Below are 16,999 nucleotides of genomic sequence, written 5' to 3' on the forward strand. Positions count from 1 at the left end.
GGAGAACCGGTGGAAACACTTCTGGTGGTCGGTGCGGGGCCGAAAGCCCTGGCGGTAGCGGCCAAGTCGCGGGTGCTGCGTGACCTGGGCCTGCCCGCGCCACGGGTGACGGTGGTCGAAGCGCAGACGGTGGGCGGCAATTGGCTGCCGACCGGCGGCTGGACCGACGGCCGGCACCGCCTGGGCACCAGCCCGGAGAAGGACGTCGGCTTCCCCTACCACTCCACCTGGGCCCGCGGCCGCAACCGCGAAATCGACGAGGCCATGCGGGCGTTCAGCTGGACCGCCTTCCTGGTCGAGCACGGCACCTATGCCGAGTGGATCGACCGCGGCCGGCCCAGCCCGCAGCACCACGTGTGGGCCAAGTACCTGCAGTGGGTGGCCAAGCGCAGCGAGATGGACCTGGTGCGGGGCGCCGTGACCGGCATCGCCGCCGCGGCCGACGGCTGGCTGGTCTCGGTCGCCGACGCCGACGGCGGGATGGCCGAGATCGATTGCGACGCCGTCATGATCACCGGTCCGGGCCGCAGCGACCGCGCCCTGGCCGAGCATCCGAAGGTGCTCAGCATCTCCGATTTCTGGGAGCTGGCGGGCCGCAACGGGCTGCCGCCGGCCTCCCGCGTCGCGGTGATCGGCGGCGGTGAGACGGCCGGTTCGGCCCTGGACGAGCTGGTCCGCCACGACATGCTGACCGTCTCGGTGATCTCGCCGAAGGCCACGCTGTACACGCGCGGTGAAAGCTATTTCGAGAACTCGCTCTACAGCGACCCGACCAAGTGGGCCGGGCTGGGCATGGCCGAGCGCCGGGATGTCATCCGCCGCACCGACCGCGGAGTGTTCTCGGTGCGGGTGCAGGAAAGTCTGTTGGGCGACAACCGGGTTCATCATCTGCAGGGCCGGGTGGTGAGTCTCGCCGATCAGGACGACCGGGTCGCCTTGACCCTGCGCAACGACCTGCGCCCGGATCAGGTGCACACCTTCGATCTGGTGGTGGACGCGACCGGCGGGCAGCCGCTGTGGTTCCTGGATCTGTTCGATTCCGCCGCAACCGATCTGCTCGAGCTGGCGGTCGGTGGTCCCTTGGAGCAGTCTCGGGTGGAGTCGGCCATCGGCTACGACCTGGCGGTGTCCGGGCTGGACGCGAAGCTGTATCTGCCGAATATGGCCGCGATGGCGCAGGGTCCGGGTTTCCCGAATCTCAGCTGCCTGGGCGAACTGTCGGACCGGATCCTGCAGCCGGCGGTGAATTTCGCCCCGCGCTATCGGATTTCGGGCAGGTCCGCCGCGGTGCGCGGCAGCGCGTAGAGCGAGATCCGACGGTCCGGCCGAATGTCGAAGTCGCCGAGGTGCTGCCACCCGATCTTCTCCAACGCCTTCCGCATGGGGGTGTTGCGGTGATCGGGTTCGCACAGCAGCCGGCGGCATTCGGGTTCGGCCGCCAGGATCGCCTGCCCGAGCTGCCGCATCCAGCCCGACATGACGCCGCGGCCCAGCAGTTCGGTGTCGGCGGTGGCGATGTGGAAGCCCATGTCGTGGGCGTCGGCGTCGTAGAGGCGGGCGATCTCGTCCTTGGCGGGACGGTACAACTCCACATAGGCGACCTCGCGGCGGCCCAGGTCGGAACGCTCGAGTGCGGTGAAGTCGTATTCGAGAATGCCGGGGCGCGAGAAGCTTCCGGCCAGCTGGGCGGCGCAGTCGAGGCGGCGGCGGTCGGCGTCCCAGGCTTGTTCCCAGGTCTCGAGCAGGTGCGGCCGGTGCATCCATTCGGTGATGGTCTCCGGATCGTTCGACTCGACGTCCACCAGCCGCAGCGTGAACGGCGCGGCGAACTCGGGCACCACGGGTGCGGGCGCGCGGCGGATGTGGTCGGGAAGGTCCGTGAGTTCGCGCGCGAGGACGTAGGTCGTCCGGTTCATCGTTGTGGCGCTCCGTTCGTCGGTTAGCTTGATCACCCTGGTTGGTAAGGCTAGCCTATACTAACTAGGCGGTGTTACGGTTGCCCGGACATTGCAAGGGGGACAAGCGGAACCGACGCTCACGCGGTCGGGCAGGGCGTAGGAGAGATGCGGAAAATGGCACGGGAACTCGGCTGGATCAGGCAATTTCAGGCGCCGAGTGCGGAATCCGCGCCACCGCTGCTGGTCTTCCCGCACGCGGGCGCCGGCGCTTCGGCCTATCGGGTCTTCGCCAAGACGCTGGCCGCCGAATTCGATGTCGTGGTGTTCCAGTACCCGGGCCGTCAGGACCGGGCCCGGGAGGCCGCCGCCGAAACCCTGCAGGAGCTGGCCGCGGGCGCTTTCGAGGCGTTCCGGGCCTCCGCGCACGAATCCGGTGCGCCGCTCACCGTCTTCGGCCACAGCATGGGCGCGATCGTCGCCTTCGAATTCGCCCGCCTGGCCGAGGCCGCCGGGTTGACCGTGCGGTTGCTGGCCGCCTCCTCGGCCGCCGCGCCCGCGCGGATCGCCGCATTGCCGGGCCACCCCACCGACGATGACGCCCTGCTCGACCACATGTCGGCGCTCAACGGCACCGGCGCGGAGGTGCTGGGCAGTCGCGAGGTCCTGCGCATGGCGCTGCCGGTGATGAAGGCCGACTACCGCGCCTTCGACGCGTACTCCTGCGACGCCGACATCGCGGTCGATACTCCGATTCACGTGCTCGGCGGCGACGAGGACGAATTCGTCGCGCCGCGTGACCTGTTCGCGTGGGAGGGCCACAGCCGCGCCGGCATCCGGGTGACCATGTTCGCGGGTGGCCACTTCTATCTCGACCAGCACGTCGACGGCATCGCCGAACTGCTGATCGCGGAGAAGAGCGTCGTCGCATGAGCGGATCGGATTCCGGCGATCCCATCGTGATCGTCGGCATGGGCGTGGAAGCGCCCGGCGGCATCGACACTCTCGCGGACTTCTGGTCCGCCCTGGCCTCGGGCCGCGAACTGCTGGCCCCCTTTCCCCGTGATCGGGAATGGCCGCTGGCGGAACTGCTGAGCCTGGGGAGCCAGGACGGCTGGGGCGCGGTCCCCGACGCGGGCGGCTTCCTCACCGGCGCCACCGAGTTCGATCCGCTGTTCTTCGGCATCACCCCGCGTGAGGCCGTCGCGATGGATCCGCAGCAGCGGGCCGGGATGCGGGTGGCCTGGCGGGCGCTCGAGCAGGCCGGGATCAATCCCGCTGCGGTGGAGGGCGATTCGGCCGGCTGCTGGATGGGCGTCTCGGTCATGGAGTACGGGCCCCGGGTGGCCTCGGTCAACGAGCACAGCGGATACCGGGTCACCGGGACCGCGCTGGGCGCGGTGGCCGGGCGCATCTCGCATGGACTGGGCCTGACCGGGCCTTCGATCAGCGTCGATACCGCGTGCGCGTCCGCGCTCACCGCCGTGCATCAGGCCGCCGCCGCCATCCGGGCGGGGGAGTGCGAGTGGGCGCTCGCGGGCGGCGTGTGCGTCATGGGTTCGCCGGGCGCGTTCTACGAGTTCTCCAAGAACAACGCGCTGGCCTCCGACGGTCACTGCCGCTCCTACGCCGCCGACGCCACCGGCACCCTGTGGGGCGAGGGCGCGGGAGTGGTTGTGCTGGAACGGGAATCGCGGGCCCGCGAGTTGGGCCACCGCGTGTACGGGCGGCTGCTGGGGTCACGTGTGAACCACAACGGCAAGGGCGCGCCGATCGCGGTGCCCAGCGCGGCCGCGCAGGAACGACTGATCCGCGACACCCTGGCGGTGTCCGGCATCGACGCGGAGCAGGTCGGGCTCATCGAGGGCCACGGCACCGGCACCCCCGTCGGTGATCCGCTGGAATTGGCCGCGCTCGCCGCGACGTACGGCGTGCCGCGCGCCGACGGACCGCGCCTGGGTTCGGTGAAGTCCAATGCCGGTCATGCGCAGGCGGCCTCGGGTCTGCTGGCGCTGATCAAGGTGCTGCTGGCCGGGATGCACGGGCAGATCCCGCCGACCCTGCACGCCGAGCACCCCACCACCGAAATCGATTGGGCCGCCACGAGTCTGCGGCTCGCGACCGAGCTCGAACCATGGCCCGCCGTGGCCGGACTGCGCTACGCGGCCGTGTCCTCGTTCGGCGTCGCCGGCACCAATGCGCACGCCCTGGTCGCCCTGCCCGAGCTGGAGGAAAGCGATGTCTAGCCACCGGCTGCCCGATGGCAGTATCCCCGTCCTGCTCTCCTCCGACACCGCCGACGGCGTGCGTGCGGAGGCCGCGGGCCTGCTGGCCTACCTGGCCGAGCGGCCCGCCGTCACCCCGGATCGGTTGGCGGACATGCTGTTCCGCACCCGGACCGCCCGCCGCCACCGTGCACTGGCCATGGTCACCGGGCGCGAGGAGCTGCTCGATGCGCTGCGCGCCGTCGCCGACGGGGCCGCGCATGCGGCGGTCGTGGCCGGGGACGGTCCCGCCACCGCCCGCCGCATCGGTTTCGTCTTCCCCGGCCAGGGCAGTCAGCGCCCGGGCATGGGCAAGCTGTACTACGAGCTGTCCCCGGCCTACCGGGCCGCCGTCGACGAATGCGCGGGCGTGCACGCCGAGCGCTTCGGCCACGACCAGCCGCTGCACTACTTGCTCGGCGCCGAGGGCCGGTACCAGGACACGGTGTGGGAAGTGCAGCCCGCCTTGATGTTCCACATGGCCGGTCTGGCCGCCATGTGGCGGGCCGCTGGTGTCGAGCCGGCCGCCACCATCGGCCACAGCCAGGGCGAACTGGCCGCGGGCGCGGTCTCGCGGGTGATGTCGGTCCGCGACGCCGTCCTGGTGGTCACCCACCGCGCGCACCTGGTCGAGCGGCTCTCACCGCGCGGCTACTCCATGGCCGTGCTGGCCATGGATCGCGAGGACTGTGAGGCGCTGCTCGCCCGCCACTCCGGCTGGGCCGAGCTGGCGGTGGTGAACGCCCCGCACATCATGGCCATCTCCGGCGACCGCGAGACCATCGCCGACATGGTCGCCGCCGCGACCGCCCAGGGCCAGTTCGCGCGCGAGATCGGCGTCGCCTACCCGGCCCACACCTCGATCGTGGCCGAACTGCGCGAGGACTTCGAGGGCTTCCTCGGCGGCGAGATGAGCAACCCGACCTTCCTCGACACCGAGATCCCGTGCTACGGCGCGACTCTGGGCGCTCCCATCACCGCCGACCTGATCCAGGAACAGTACTGGTACTGGAACCTGCGCAACCGGGTCCGCTTCGACCGCGCTGTGGTCGCCGCAGCCCGCGACGGCATCGACACCCTCATCGAGGTCGTCGAACACCCCGTCCTGCAGCTCGCCCTGCAGGAGAACCTCACCCTGGTCCCGCCGGACCCCGCCCGCGGCCCCCGCGACTTCAAGGTCCTGGGCACCTCCCTGCGCACCGCGACCGGCCTGCGCGAATTCACCCGCAATCTGGCCGCCGTCGCGGTTGCCGACCTCGGCTACGACTGGGACGCCCTGCGGACGGATTCGGCTCCGGCCCTCCCGCTACGCGACTTCCCGCACACGGTGATGAATCCCAAGCGCCTGTGGGCGAACCCGGGCTACGCCCCGGACAAGGTGACCGCCCCGGCCCCGGCCGTGCCGAAACCCCAACGCCTGGTGGAACGGTGGACCCTGTGGGAGCGCCGCTCCCTCACCCCGCCCCGCCGCCTGGCCTTCGTCGACCCCACCGGCCGCTGCGCCGACCAGCTCGCCGCGCTCCTGGCCGCCGCCGACCGCTACGGGGCGACCGCGACTGCGCTGGTGTCCGACGGCGGCACGATCCGCCCGGACTCGGCTCCGGCCGACCCGAACTCGGGTGAGCTCGGCGAACTGCTCGCCGCGCCGTCGGCGGAGGCGTACGACAGCGTCGTGGTGCTGTGGCCCGCGTTGCCCGAAAACACCTCGGCGGACGCGATTGCCGAATTGAGCGAATTCTTCGCGGGGCGGGCGTGGCTGCCCGCGCTGGCCGGTCTGCGGCCGGGCGGCGAGTGCTGGCTCGTGACGACCGGTGGCGAGGCCGTGGTGTCCGGTGATGCCGTGCCGCACCTGTTCCACGGCGCGGTCGCCTCCGGATTCCGTTGTGTCGGTGTGGAGAATCCCGGACTGCTGTTCCGGCACCTGGATCTCGCGGCCGACGCCGGAGCGGCGGAGGCCAAGCGCCTGGTCGCGGCGTTGCACACGGCGGGCGAGCCGGAGGTGGCGTTGCGCGGCAGCCAGGTGTTCGTCAAGCGACTGGTCGCGGACGAGTCCGAGCCGGGCGCGGCCGCCGATCTCGATCACGTGCTGATCGTCGGTGGCACCGGCAAACTGGGGCTGCTGTTCGCCGAGCACTTCGCCCGGCAGGGTGCGAGCCGGATCACGCTGGTGAGCCGGTCCGGCGAATCGGGCGCGGCCGCCGCGGAATTGGCGCGGGTGCGGACCGCCGGAGCCACCGAGATCGTGGTCGAAGCCTGCGACGTGAATGCCGCCGAGGAGGTGGCGCGCCTGGCGTCGGGGCTGGGGGAGCGGCCGGTGAGCCTGCTCGTCCACGCCGCCGTCAACTATGTGGACGCGGGCATCGAGGAGATCACCGGCGACCTGGTGGCCACAGCCGCCGCGTCGAAGGTGCTGGGCCTGGAGGCCGTGCTGGACGCGGTGCCGCTGAGCGCGACCGGTCGGGTGCTGCTGTGCTCGTCCATGGCCGCGACCCTCGGTGGGCGCGGGCAGATTCTGTACGCGGTCACCAACCGGATGCTGGATGTGCTCGCCCGGCGTTTGCGGGAACGGGGCATCGACTGCTCGTCGCTGGAGTGGGGCCTGTGGAGTGTCGCGGGACCGCTGGACGCGGCGGGCATGGCACGGGTCGAGGGCGCCGGGGTGTTCCCGATGCATCCCGCCGACGCCATCGCCGCCGGATTCACCGGACAGCCGACGGACGCCATCGTCATCTCCGCGGACTGGTCGTTCCTGCGCGATGTCATGGGCGCGTTCGGCCAGGCGTCGGTGCTGTCGGAAGTGCCGGAGCCGGAACCGGTCCCGGCGATCGTCGCCGCCGAACCGGCGGCGCCCGCCGTGGCCGAGGTCGTGCCGGAGCCCGCCGCTCCGGCCGCACCCGCGCCCGTCGTCGCCGATCGCCCGCTGGCGGACCAGGTGCTGGCCGAGCTCGAGCGCGTCATGGGCATCGACACCGGCGACAGCATCGACCGTTCGGTGCCGCTGGTCGCGCTGGGCCTGGATTCCTTGCAGGCCTTGGACTTCCGTAAGCGCGTGCAGGCGTCGCTGGACCGGGATCTGCCGGTCGCCGCGATTCTCGGCGGTGCGTCTCTCGACGATGTCGTGCTGCTGATGGCAGCAGCGAACACCAACTAAGGGCTAGGGGCCAGATTTCATGTCAGACACCGATGCCACCGTGACCGTGGCCGGAACCTCCGTCGCCGACCGCCGCCGGGAACTGTTGCGGCGCAAGCTCGCCGAGCAGGGCCTGGCCGTGGACACCGCCGCCCCGGTGCGCCGCACCGCGGCGGGGGAGCGGCGGCCGCTGTCGGCCGGGCAGCGCCGCATGTGGTTCCTGCAGACCCGCGATCCCGAGGACACCACGCTGAACATCTGCGTGGCGTACCGGTTGAGCGGCGCGCTGGACGAGGAGCGGCTGCGGCAGGCGGTGGCGTCGGTGTTCGCCCGGCACGACGTGCTGCGCACCACCTTCGGTGTGGACGAGAACGGCGAGCCCTTCCAGGTGTTCACCGACGAGATCACGCTGCCGTGGCAGTCGCACGATCTGACCGAGCTGGCCGAGTCCGCCCGCCAGGTGCGGGTGGAGGTGCTGGCCCGCCGCGAGTTCGCCCGCCCCTTCGATCTGGCGAACGAACTGCCGCTGCGGATCACGCTGGCGCGCACCGGAACCGCGGAGTGGGTGCTGTTGCTGTCGGCGCATCACGGCTGCTGGGACGACGACGCCTGGGGTGTGTTCTTCACCGACCTCAACGCCGCCTACAACGGTTCCGCGCAGACCGCCCCGGCCGCGCAGTTCGTCGACCTCGAGGTCCTCGACGCGCCCGCAGACGACGAGGCGGACATCGCGTACTGGCGAAACACCCTGCGCCCCTTGCCCGAGCCCCTGGAGCTACCCGGCGCGGCCGTGGCCGCACCCTCCAAGCGCGCCGACCGCTGCACGGTGGCCCTGCCCGCCGATCTGCTCGACCGCGTGGACGCCTTCGCCCGCGAGCGCGCGGCCAGCCCCTTCATGGTGCTGCTCGCCGGCTACGCCGCACTGATCCAGCGCTACACCGCCGCCGAGGACTTCCTGGTATCCATCCCGGTCACCAACCGCCGCTCGGCCGCCGCCGAGCAGCTCATCGGCTACTTCGGCAACACCCTGCTGCTGCGCGAAACCTTCTCCCGCACCGAGACGTTCGCCGGTCTGGTCGAATCCACCAAGCGCACCTGCCTGGACGGGTTCGCGCATCAGGCCGTGGGCATCGACCGGGTCGTGCGCGAGGTCAACCCGGAGCGGGTCGCCGGGCGCGACGGCATGGATCAGCTGGTGCGCCTGGGCTTCAGCGTCCGCAAGAGCGCCGACGGCTTCGCGCTGCGCGAGGTCGCCTCCACCCAGCTGGACGAACTCGGCGCCCCGACCGCGCAGGTCCCGCTGGCCCTGGCGGTCGTCACCGAGAGCGCGCACGGCGCGGTGCTCGAGGCCGAGTACCAGGTGGACGTGCTGTCCCCGGAGCTGGTGCGGCGCATGCTGGAACACTTCGTGCGACTGCTGGATCGCGCCTTGAGCGCGCCCGCCGCCCGCCTGGCCGATCTCGACATGCTGGGCGGCGACGACCGCGCCGTCATCCTGGCGCAGTCGCGCGGTGTGGAGGTTCCCTCGGATCCGGCCACCATGGTCGGCCTGTTCGAAGCCGCCGTCGCCGCCGGGCCCGAGACCCTCGCGCTGGTCTCCGACGACGTCGAACTCACTTACGCCGAACTGAACCGCCGCGCGAACCGGCTGGCGCATTGGCTGATTCGCGAGGGCCTGGGCGGCGAGGACATCGTCGCGCTGCGCATGAGCAATTCGGTCGAGTTCATCGTGGCCGTCTACGGCGTGCTCAAGGCGGGCGCGGCCTACCTGCCCGTCGATCCCGCCTACCCGGACGACCGCATCGACTACCTGGTCGCCGACGCCCGCCCGCGGCTGGTGCTCGGCCGCGTCGAACTCGACGCCGCCGAGGAGGCCGCCGCCGGGCTGCCCGAGACCGACCCCGTCGACGCCGACCGGGTCCGCCCGCTGCTCCCGGACAACCTGGCCTACGTCATCTACACCTCGGGTTCGACCGGCAAGCCCAAGGGCGTGCCGGTCTCGCACGCCGCGATCGCCGAGCACGTGGTGAGCTTCACCGCCGAATGGGGTATGACCTCCGAAGACCGCCTGCTGCAGTCGTCCTCGGTGAGCTTCGACGCCTCCCTGCTGGACATCTTCGTCACCCTGGCGCTGGGTGCGCGGCTGATCGTCCCCAAGCCCGAGGCGTTCCGCGACATCCGCTACGTCGCCGACCTGATCACCCGCCGCGGCGTCACCGTGCTGCACATGGTGCCGTCCATGCTCAGTACCTTCCTGCTGCTGCCCGAGGTGAGCGAATGGCGCGCGCTGCGCCATGTCCCGGTGGGCGGCGAGGCGCTGCCGGGCGAGGTGGCCGACAAGTTCGCCACCGTCTTCGACGCCGAACTGCGCAATCACTACGGGCCCACCGAGGCCGTCGTGTGCGCCACCCATCAGCCGGTCGAGGGCCCGCAGGGCACCGGGATCGTGCCCATCGGCGTCCCGAACCAGAACGTGCACGCCTACCTGCTCGACGACGCCCTGCAGCTGGTGCCCGCGGGCGTGGTCGGCGAGATCTACCTGGGCGGCGCGCAATTGGCGCGCGGCTACCTGGGCCGGCCCGCGCTCACCGCGGCCCGCTTCGTCGCCGACCCGTTCACCCCCGGCGTGCGCCTGTACCGCACCGGAGATCTGGCCCGCCGCAACGAGTTCGGCGAGATCGACTTCGTCGGCCGCGCCGACGAGCAGGTGAAGGTGCGCGGCTTCCGGATCGAACTGGGCGAGGTCGAATCCGCGCTCGCCGCGCACCCGAGCGTCGGGCACTGCGTGGTCGTCGTGACCGAGGACCCGGCCGTGGGCGCGCAGCTGGCCGCCTACCTGGTGCCCGCCGCCGGCCAGGTCGTGGACGTGGAGCAGGTGCGCGCCCAGGCCGCCGCCGCGCTCCCGGAGTACATGGTGCCCAGCGCTTTCGCGGTGATCGACGAGATCCCGCTGACCGTCAACGGCAAGCTGGACAAGCGCGCCCTGCCCGCCCCGGCCCCCGCCGTCGAGCGCGTGCACCGCGCGCCCGCCACCGCCACCGAACGCCGCCTGTGCGGGATCTACTCGCACCTGTTCGCGGTGCCGGTGGTCGGCGCGGACGATTCGTTCTTCGAACTCGGCGGCCACTCGCTGCTGGCGGCGCGGCTGGTCGCGCAGATCCGCGCCGAGTTCGGCGTCGAACTGGATGTGCGGATCGTGTTCGACACCCCGACCCCGGCCGGACTGGCGGCGGGTTTGGTGACGCGCTTCCGCGACGAGTTCGGCATCGACCTCGACGCCATGGACGACGACGAGGCGACCGACACCGTCGATACCGCCGTCCCCGCACCGGTTTCCGGCCGCCCGCCGGTCACCGAGCGGCAGCGCCCGGACCGGCTGCCGCTGTCGTACTCGCAGCTGGCCATGTGGTTCCAGTACCGCATGGAGGGTCCGAGCGCGGTCGGCAACCTGCCCTTCGCGGTCCGCTTCGACGGCGGCCTCGACGTCGCCGCGCTGCGCGCTGCGCTCACCGACGTGGTGGCCCGGCACGAGGCGCTGCGCACCGGTTTCGGTGAGCAGGACGGTGTTCCGTACCAGGTGGTGCGGGCCGCCGAGGAGGTCGCGCTCGAGGTCATCGGCGTCGACGCCGAGCTGCTGGCGGACGAACTCGCCGAGATCGGCCGCTACGCCTTCACCGTCGAATCCGAGCCGTTGCTGCGGGCCCGGCTGCTGGTGCTGGACCCGGGCACGCAGGTGCTGTCGCTGCTGGTGCACCACATCGTGGCCGACCACGCCTCGCTGGGCATCCTGCTCGAGGACTTGATCGCCGCCTACCGCTCCCGCGTCGCGGACGGACGCGCGCCGGAGTGGACGCCGCTCGCCGTGCAGTACCCGGATTACGTGCTGTGGCAGCACGACATCTTCGGTGCGGGCGCCGATGGCGCGGCCGGTGAATACGGCCGCGCCCAGCTCGACTACTGGCGCGCGGCGCTCACCGGCCTGCCCGATCAGATCGACGTCGCACCGGACCGCGCCCGCCCGGCGGTGCTCGGCAAGCGCGGCGAGGTCGCCACCTTCGCGGCCCCGGCCGCCCTGCGCACCGGGCTCGCGGCCCTCGCGGAATCCTGTGGCGCCACCGAATTCATGGTCTACCAGGCCGCCGTCGCGACCCTGCTGCACAAGCTGGGCGGCGGCGCGGACATCACCCTCGGTACCCCCGTGGCCGCCCGCGTCGACCCGGCCACCGCGCCGCTGGTCGGCCTGTTCGCCAATATGGCGGTGCTGCGCAACGACCTGTCGGGCGCCCCCACGCTGCGCGACACCGTGCGGCGCGGCCGCGAGGTGGTGCTGGATGCCCATGCGCACCAGGAACTTCCGATCGAACGCCTGGTGGAGGCGCTCAACCCGGCCCGTTCGCGGTCGCGTAATCCGCTGTTCCAGAGCATGCTGCACTTCCGCGGCGCGGACTGGGCCCCGGCCACCACGCCGGTGGCGGGCGACACCACCGCCACCGTGCTGCCCGTGGACTTCGACGTCTCGTTCCTGGACCTCAACATCTCGGTGAACGTGACCGGCGACGGCGGACTGGCGGTGCGCGTGGTCGCCAACGCCGACCTGTACGAGCCGGACACCGTGCGGCAGATCGCGACCGCGCTGGTCACCACCCTGGAGGCGTACGCCGCCGCGCCCGACCGCGCCGTGGCCGAGCTCGAGGTGCTGCCGGTCGCCGACCTCGACCGGCTGCTCGCCCCGCCCGCACCCGCCGCGCGGGCGCTCGCGGTCGACACCGGCGACCACGGCGCCACCGAACGCGTGCTCATCGAACTGATCGAGGAACTGCTCGAGATCGACGACGTCGAGGCCGACGACAACTTCTTCGCCCTCGGCGGCGACAGCGTCATCTCCATCCAATGGTCGGCCCGCGCCACCGCGCTCGGCCTGCCGCTCACCCCGCAACTGGTGTTCGAGCACCTCACCATCGCCGAACTCGCCGCCGCGGTCGATGCCGCCGAACCCGCTGCCCCGCACGCGGAGTCGATTCCACAGGAGGAATCCGCACCCATGAGCGCCTCCGGCCTCGACGCCGACGCCCTGGCCGCCCTCACCGCCTCGTGGTCCGCGCGATGACCGCCGCCGACACCGCCCCGCGGATCGAGGACGTGCTCGCGCTGAGCCCGCTCCAGGAGGGCCTGTTCTCGCTGTCGCGGCTCAGCGGCGACGGAATCGATCTGTACACCATGCAATTCGTGGTGGACATCGACGGCCCGCTCGACGCCGCGCTGCTGCGCCGCAGCGCGCAGGCCATGCTGGACCGGCATCCCAACCTGCGCGCCGCGTTCTGGGACGAGAACGTGCCGCGGCCGGTGCAGATCGTGCCCTCGTACGCCGAACTGCCGTGGACCGAAAGGGACGCGCGGCCCGAGGAATTCGACGCCATCGCCGAGACCGAACGGCACACGCCGTTCGACCTGGGTCGTGGCCCCGCGCTGCGGGTACTGCTGCTGAGCGTGCCCGAGTCCGGCACCCGCCGCATGATCCTGACCGCGCACCACATCCTGATGGACGGCTGGGCGGTGGCGGTGTTCTTCACCGAACTGCTGGCCGTCTACCAGGCGGGTGGATCCGTTGCGGCCCTGCCGAAACCGCGTCCCTACCGCGACTACATCGCCTGGCTCGGCGCGCAGGACACCGCGGCCGTCACCGGCCGCTGGACCGACTACCTGTCCGGTCTGACCGGGCCGCTGCTGCTGGCGGGCGGCGCGCCGATCGCCGCCGACGCCGTGCCGGAGAAGACCCGGCTGCTGCTGTCCGCCGCGGACACCGAGGCCGTGCGCGCCTGGGCGGCGGCCAACGGCCTGACCCTCAACACCGCGGTGCAGTTCGCCTGGACCGTCCTGCTCGGCCGCCTCACCGACCGCCGCGACGTCGTGTACGGCACCACCATCTCCGGTCGCCCCGAACAGCTTCCGGGCGTGGAGGGCATGGTCGGGCTGTTCATCAACACCGTGCCGGTCACCCACCGGCTCGACCGCGACCTGCCCGTGGTCGAGCAGTGCGCGCGCCTGCAACGCGAGTGCGCCGCCATGCGGGACATCGGACATGTGAGTCTGTCGTCGGTGCAGCGCGCCGCCGGCCACGGCACCCTCTTCGACACCCTGTTCGTCTTCGAGAACGCGCCGATCGACGACGCCATCCGCACCGTCACCGCCCCCGACGGGGCCCGGTTCCGGCCGATCGAGATGGAGAGCCTCGCGCACTACCCGCTCACCGTGGTCGCCCACATGAGCGGCGACGAACTGCTGGTCCAGCTCGAGGCCATGCCCGCCGCCCTGCCGTACCTGCCCGCCGACGGCCTCGGCGAGCGACTGCTGGCCGTACTGCGGCAGCTGCCCGGAATCGGTTCGGCCACACCGGATGCGCTCAGCGTGGTCACCGATGCCGAGCGTGCGGCCTACTCCACGGTCGTTCCCGCCGCCGCGGCCGACGACACCGACTCGGTGTGGCGGATGTTCGAGCGCCAGGCCCACGCGACACCGGAAGCCATTGCGTTGCAGGACAGCTCGGGTGCCACCTACACCTATCGCGAGCTGCGGAACCTGGCCGCGGCGCTGGCCGGTGAGTTCGCCGCGAGCGGCGTGGGCCCCGAGACCGTGGTGGCGCTGCTGCTACCGCGAACCGTCCGATCGATCGCGGCGCTGCTGGCCGTCTTCGCCGCGGGCGGAGCCTATGTGCCGGTGGACATCACGCTGCCCGGTGCGCGGATCGAGTCGATCCTGCGGCAGGCCCGTCCGACCCTGGTGCTGAGCGACCCCGGCACCCGCGCCCTGCTGGATTCCGGCGAATCCGGGCGCGCTGCGGGTGACGCGGTGCTGATCGACGGCCGCCCGGTGCCGGTGCTGAACCTGGACGACGCGGTGACCACCGTCGGCGCCCCGACGGACGGCGCCGAATGCCCGCGGGTGACACGGCATCCCGACCAGCTGGCGTACCTCATCTTCACCTCGGGCTCGACCGGCGAACCCAAGGGCGTCGCCGGCACCGATGCCGCGCTGCTGGCCTACTTCGCCGACCACCGCGAGCGCGTCTACCGTCCCGCCATGGCGCGTCTGGGCCGCCCGCTGCGCATCGCCCACGCCTGGTCGCTCAGCTTCGACGCCTCCTGGCAGCCCATGGTCGGGCTGCTCGCCGGGCAGACCATCCACCTGTTCGACGCCGAGGAAATGCGTGACGCGCACCGGCTGTGCGCGGGCATGATCGCGGCCGACATCGACATGATCGACACCACGCCGTCGATGTTCGCGCAGCTCAATGCCGCCGGCCTGGTCGACCGTGAACTGCCCGTGCTCGCGCTCGGCGGCGAGGCCATCGACGCCGCGCTGTGGGCCAGACTGCGGGAACTCGCTCCGAGCGAGGGCGGTGCGGCCGGCGGACGCCGCGGCACCGCCGTCTACAACTGCTACGGACCCACCGAGACCACCGTCGAGGCCGTGGTCGCTCCCATCGCCGACTTCGACACCCCGACCATCGGCACCCCGAACGCCGGAACCTCGGTCTACGTCCTCGATTCCATGCTGCGCCCGGTGCCCGGCGGCGTCGTCGGCGAGCTGTATCTGTCGGGACCGCAGCTGGCGCGCGGCTACATCGGCCGGGCCGCAACGACTTCGGACCGGTTCGTGGCCGACCCCTTCTGTTCGGGCCGCCGCATGTACCGCACCGGCGACCTGGTCCGCCGCCTGCCGCACGGCGGCCTCGGCTACCTCGGCCGGGCCGACGCCCAGGTCAAGGTACGCGGCTACCGCATCGAGGTCGGCGAGATCGAGACCGCGCTGCGGCGACTGCCCGGCGTGGACACCGCGGCCGTCACGGTGGTGCGCCGCGCCGGTGGGGCGAGCCTGGTGGGATTCGTGGTCGCCGAGGCCGATCGCGCGCTCGACCCGGTGCGCACCCGCGCCCAGCTCTCGGACTGCCTGCCCGCCTACATGATTCCCGCCCGGGTGCTCGCCCTGCCGCAGCTTCCGGTCAACGCCAACGGCAAACTCGACGGCCCCGAATTGACCAGGCTGGCCGAGGCCGCCCTGGCGCACACCGGCTCCGACACCGCACCGAGCACCGCCACCGAGAAGGAACTCGCCGAACTGCTGGCCGAACTCTTCGACGGCCGCACCCCCGGCGTCGACGACGACTTCTTCGCCCTCGGCGTGGACAGCATCGTCGCCATCTCCCTGGTCAACAAGGCCCGCCGCCGCGGCCTGACCCTCACCCCGCGCATGGTGCTGGCCACGCCCACCATCCGGGAACTGGCCGCCACCCTCGACGCGGCCGACGCCGCGGTCACCGAGCGGACCGCGGATTACGGTGCGGTGCAGCCGCTTCCGGTGGTGTCGTGGATGTACGAGTACGGGAACTACCGCCGCTTCACCCAGACCGCCCTGCTGCGCCTGCCCACCGGCATCGACCGTCCGGCCATCGAGGCCTCGCTCCAGGGCGTCCTCGACGGCTACGACACCCTGCGGTCCCATCTGTCCGACACCGAGGACGGCCCGCGCCTGGTCACCGCGCCGCCGGGAACGGTGCGGGCGAGCGACATCCTCACCCACATCTCCGATCCCGCCGACACCGCCAAGGCCGTGCACAGCGTGGCCCGGGTCCTCATGGACGAAATCGACCCGCGCACCGGCGATATGGTGCGGGCAGCTTGGTTCTCCGGTACCGAGCACGGCGACGTCCTGCTGCTCACCATCCACCACCTGGCCGTCGACGTGGTGTCCTGGCACCTGCTGATCGCCGCTCTCGGCGAGGGCGGCGCGCTCCCGGAATCCACCTCCTACCGCGAGTTCGCCCGCCGGATGGGGGAGCGCGCCGAGACCACGGAAATCCTGGCCCAGCGCGACTATTGGCGTGACCAGCTGACCGCCCCGGATCCGGCCATCGGCCGCCGCATCCCGTTCCCGGACACCGACACCTGGTCCTCGCTGCGGGTCGCCACCGCCGTTACCCCGGTCCCGGTGACCGAGCGCGTGCTGGCGTCCCTCACCCGCGACGAGGGCGTCCGCGAATTCCTGCTCACCGCCCTGACCGTCACCCTGGCGAGCTGGCGGCGCGAACGCGCCCAGGACCCCGCGCACGGCGCGCTCATCGCACTCGAGGGGCACGGCCGCGCCGACGACCTGCTCGGCACCGACACCAGCAACACCCTGGGCTGGTTCACCACCGTCTTCCCGGTCCGCCTCGGCGCGGGTTTGACGGTGGACATCGAACGCGCCGAACAGGATCCGGCCGCGGCCCGCGCCCTGCTGGACGCGGTGACCGAGCACCTTGCCGCCGTCCCGAACGGCGGCGTGGACTTCGGCCTGCTGCGCTACACCACCCGGGTACCGGAGCTCGCAACCGCGCGACACCCCCAGGTCGAGTTCAATTACCTGGGCCGCGTGGACCTCAGCGGTCAGGCCGCCGACTCGTGGTCCCTGCTCACCGGCCCGCTCAACGAGGCCCTGCCGCTGGACCCCGAGCCCGACCTGCCGCTGCGTTACGCCCTCGACGTGATCGCGGGCATCGGCGCCACCCCGGAAGGCCCGCAGCTGACCACGAATTGGCGCTGGAGCGACACCCTGTTCACCGAGGCGGAAGCCACCCGCCTCACCGAACTGTGGCAGCGCAGCCTGGCCGCGCTCGCGGGCGCGATGGGCTGAGGGCCATTACGACATCGGCCGCCGACCTCGAAGGGTCGGCG

The 16,999-nt window shown here is 71.9% G+C and carries 7 protein-coding genes; 6 read left to right on the forward strand and 1 reads right to left on the reverse strand.

Translation table 11 applies throughout. The annotated features are described in order from the left end of the window. Positions 1-9: 9 nt before the first annotated feature. Positions 10-1,305: a SidA/IucD/PvdA family monooxygenase gene (locus tag ACYVKL_RS09575; RefSeq protein ID WP_379168452.1), complete on the forward strand. Its 1,296-nt coding sequence runs from the start codon at positions 10-12 to the stop codon at positions 1,303-1,305. Here the strand turns inward: ACYVKL_RS09575 and ACYVKL_RS09580 are convergent. Beyond that, positions 1,260-1,916: a GNAT family N-acetyltransferase gene (locus ACYVKL_RS09580; RefSeq protein ID WP_379168454.1), complete on the reverse strand. Its 657-nt coding sequence runs from the start codon at positions 1,914-1,916 to the stop codon at positions 1,260-1,262. The two genes, ACYVKL_RS09575 and ACYVKL_RS09580, sit on opposite strands and share 46 nt — an antisense overlap. Positions 1,917-2,072: 156 nt before the next feature. Here ACYVKL_RS09580 and ACYVKL_RS09585 point away from each other — a divergent pair, with 156 nt between their 5' ends. The 5 genes from ACYVKL_RS09585 to ACYVKL_RS09605 are packed head-to-tail and all read left to right on the forward strand — an operon-like array spanning position 2,073 to position 16,958. Continuing rightward, positions 2,073-2,828, forward strand: coding sequence for a thioesterase II family protein (locus ACYVKL_RS09585; RefSeq protein WP_379168457.1), 756 nt, complete (start codon positions 2,073-2,075; stop codon positions 2,826-2,828). After that, positions 2,825-4,141 carry a beta-ketoacyl [acyl carrier protein] synthase domain-containing protein gene (locus ACYVKL_RS09590; protein ID WP_379168458.1) on the forward strand — a complete coding sequence of 439 codons (1,317 nt, stop codon included), beginning with the start codon at positions 2,825-2,827 and terminating at the stop codon, positions 4,139-4,141. The genes ACYVKL_RS09585 and ACYVKL_RS09590 overlap by 4 nt, the downstream gene beginning before the upstream one ends. Further along, complete coding sequence (nbtC, locus tag ACYVKL_RS09595; protein WP_379168461.1) at positions 4,134-7,310, forward strand: nocobactin polyketide synthase NbtC; 3,177 nt, start codon at positions 4,134-4,136, stop codon at positions 7,308-7,310. The genes ACYVKL_RS09590 and nbtC overlap by 8 nt, the downstream gene beginning before the upstream one ends. A gap of 19 nt (positions 7,311-7,329) precedes the next feature. After that, positions 7,330-12,396, forward strand: coding sequence for an amino acid adenylation domain-containing protein (locus ACYVKL_RS09600; RefSeq protein WP_379168462.1), 5,067 nt, complete (start codon positions 7,330-7,332; stop codon positions 12,394-12,396). Then, positions 12,393-16,958, forward strand: a complete 4,566-nt coding sequence (locus ACYVKL_RS09605; protein ID WP_379168464.1) for an amino acid adenylation domain-containing protein — start codon at positions 12,393-12,395, stop codon at positions 16,956-16,958. Before ACYVKL_RS09600 ends, ACYVKL_RS09605 begins: the two co-directional genes overlap by 4 nt. Positions 16,959-16,999 lie beyond the last annotated feature (41 nt).

Source organism: Nocardia tengchongensis (genome assembly GCF_054781395.1).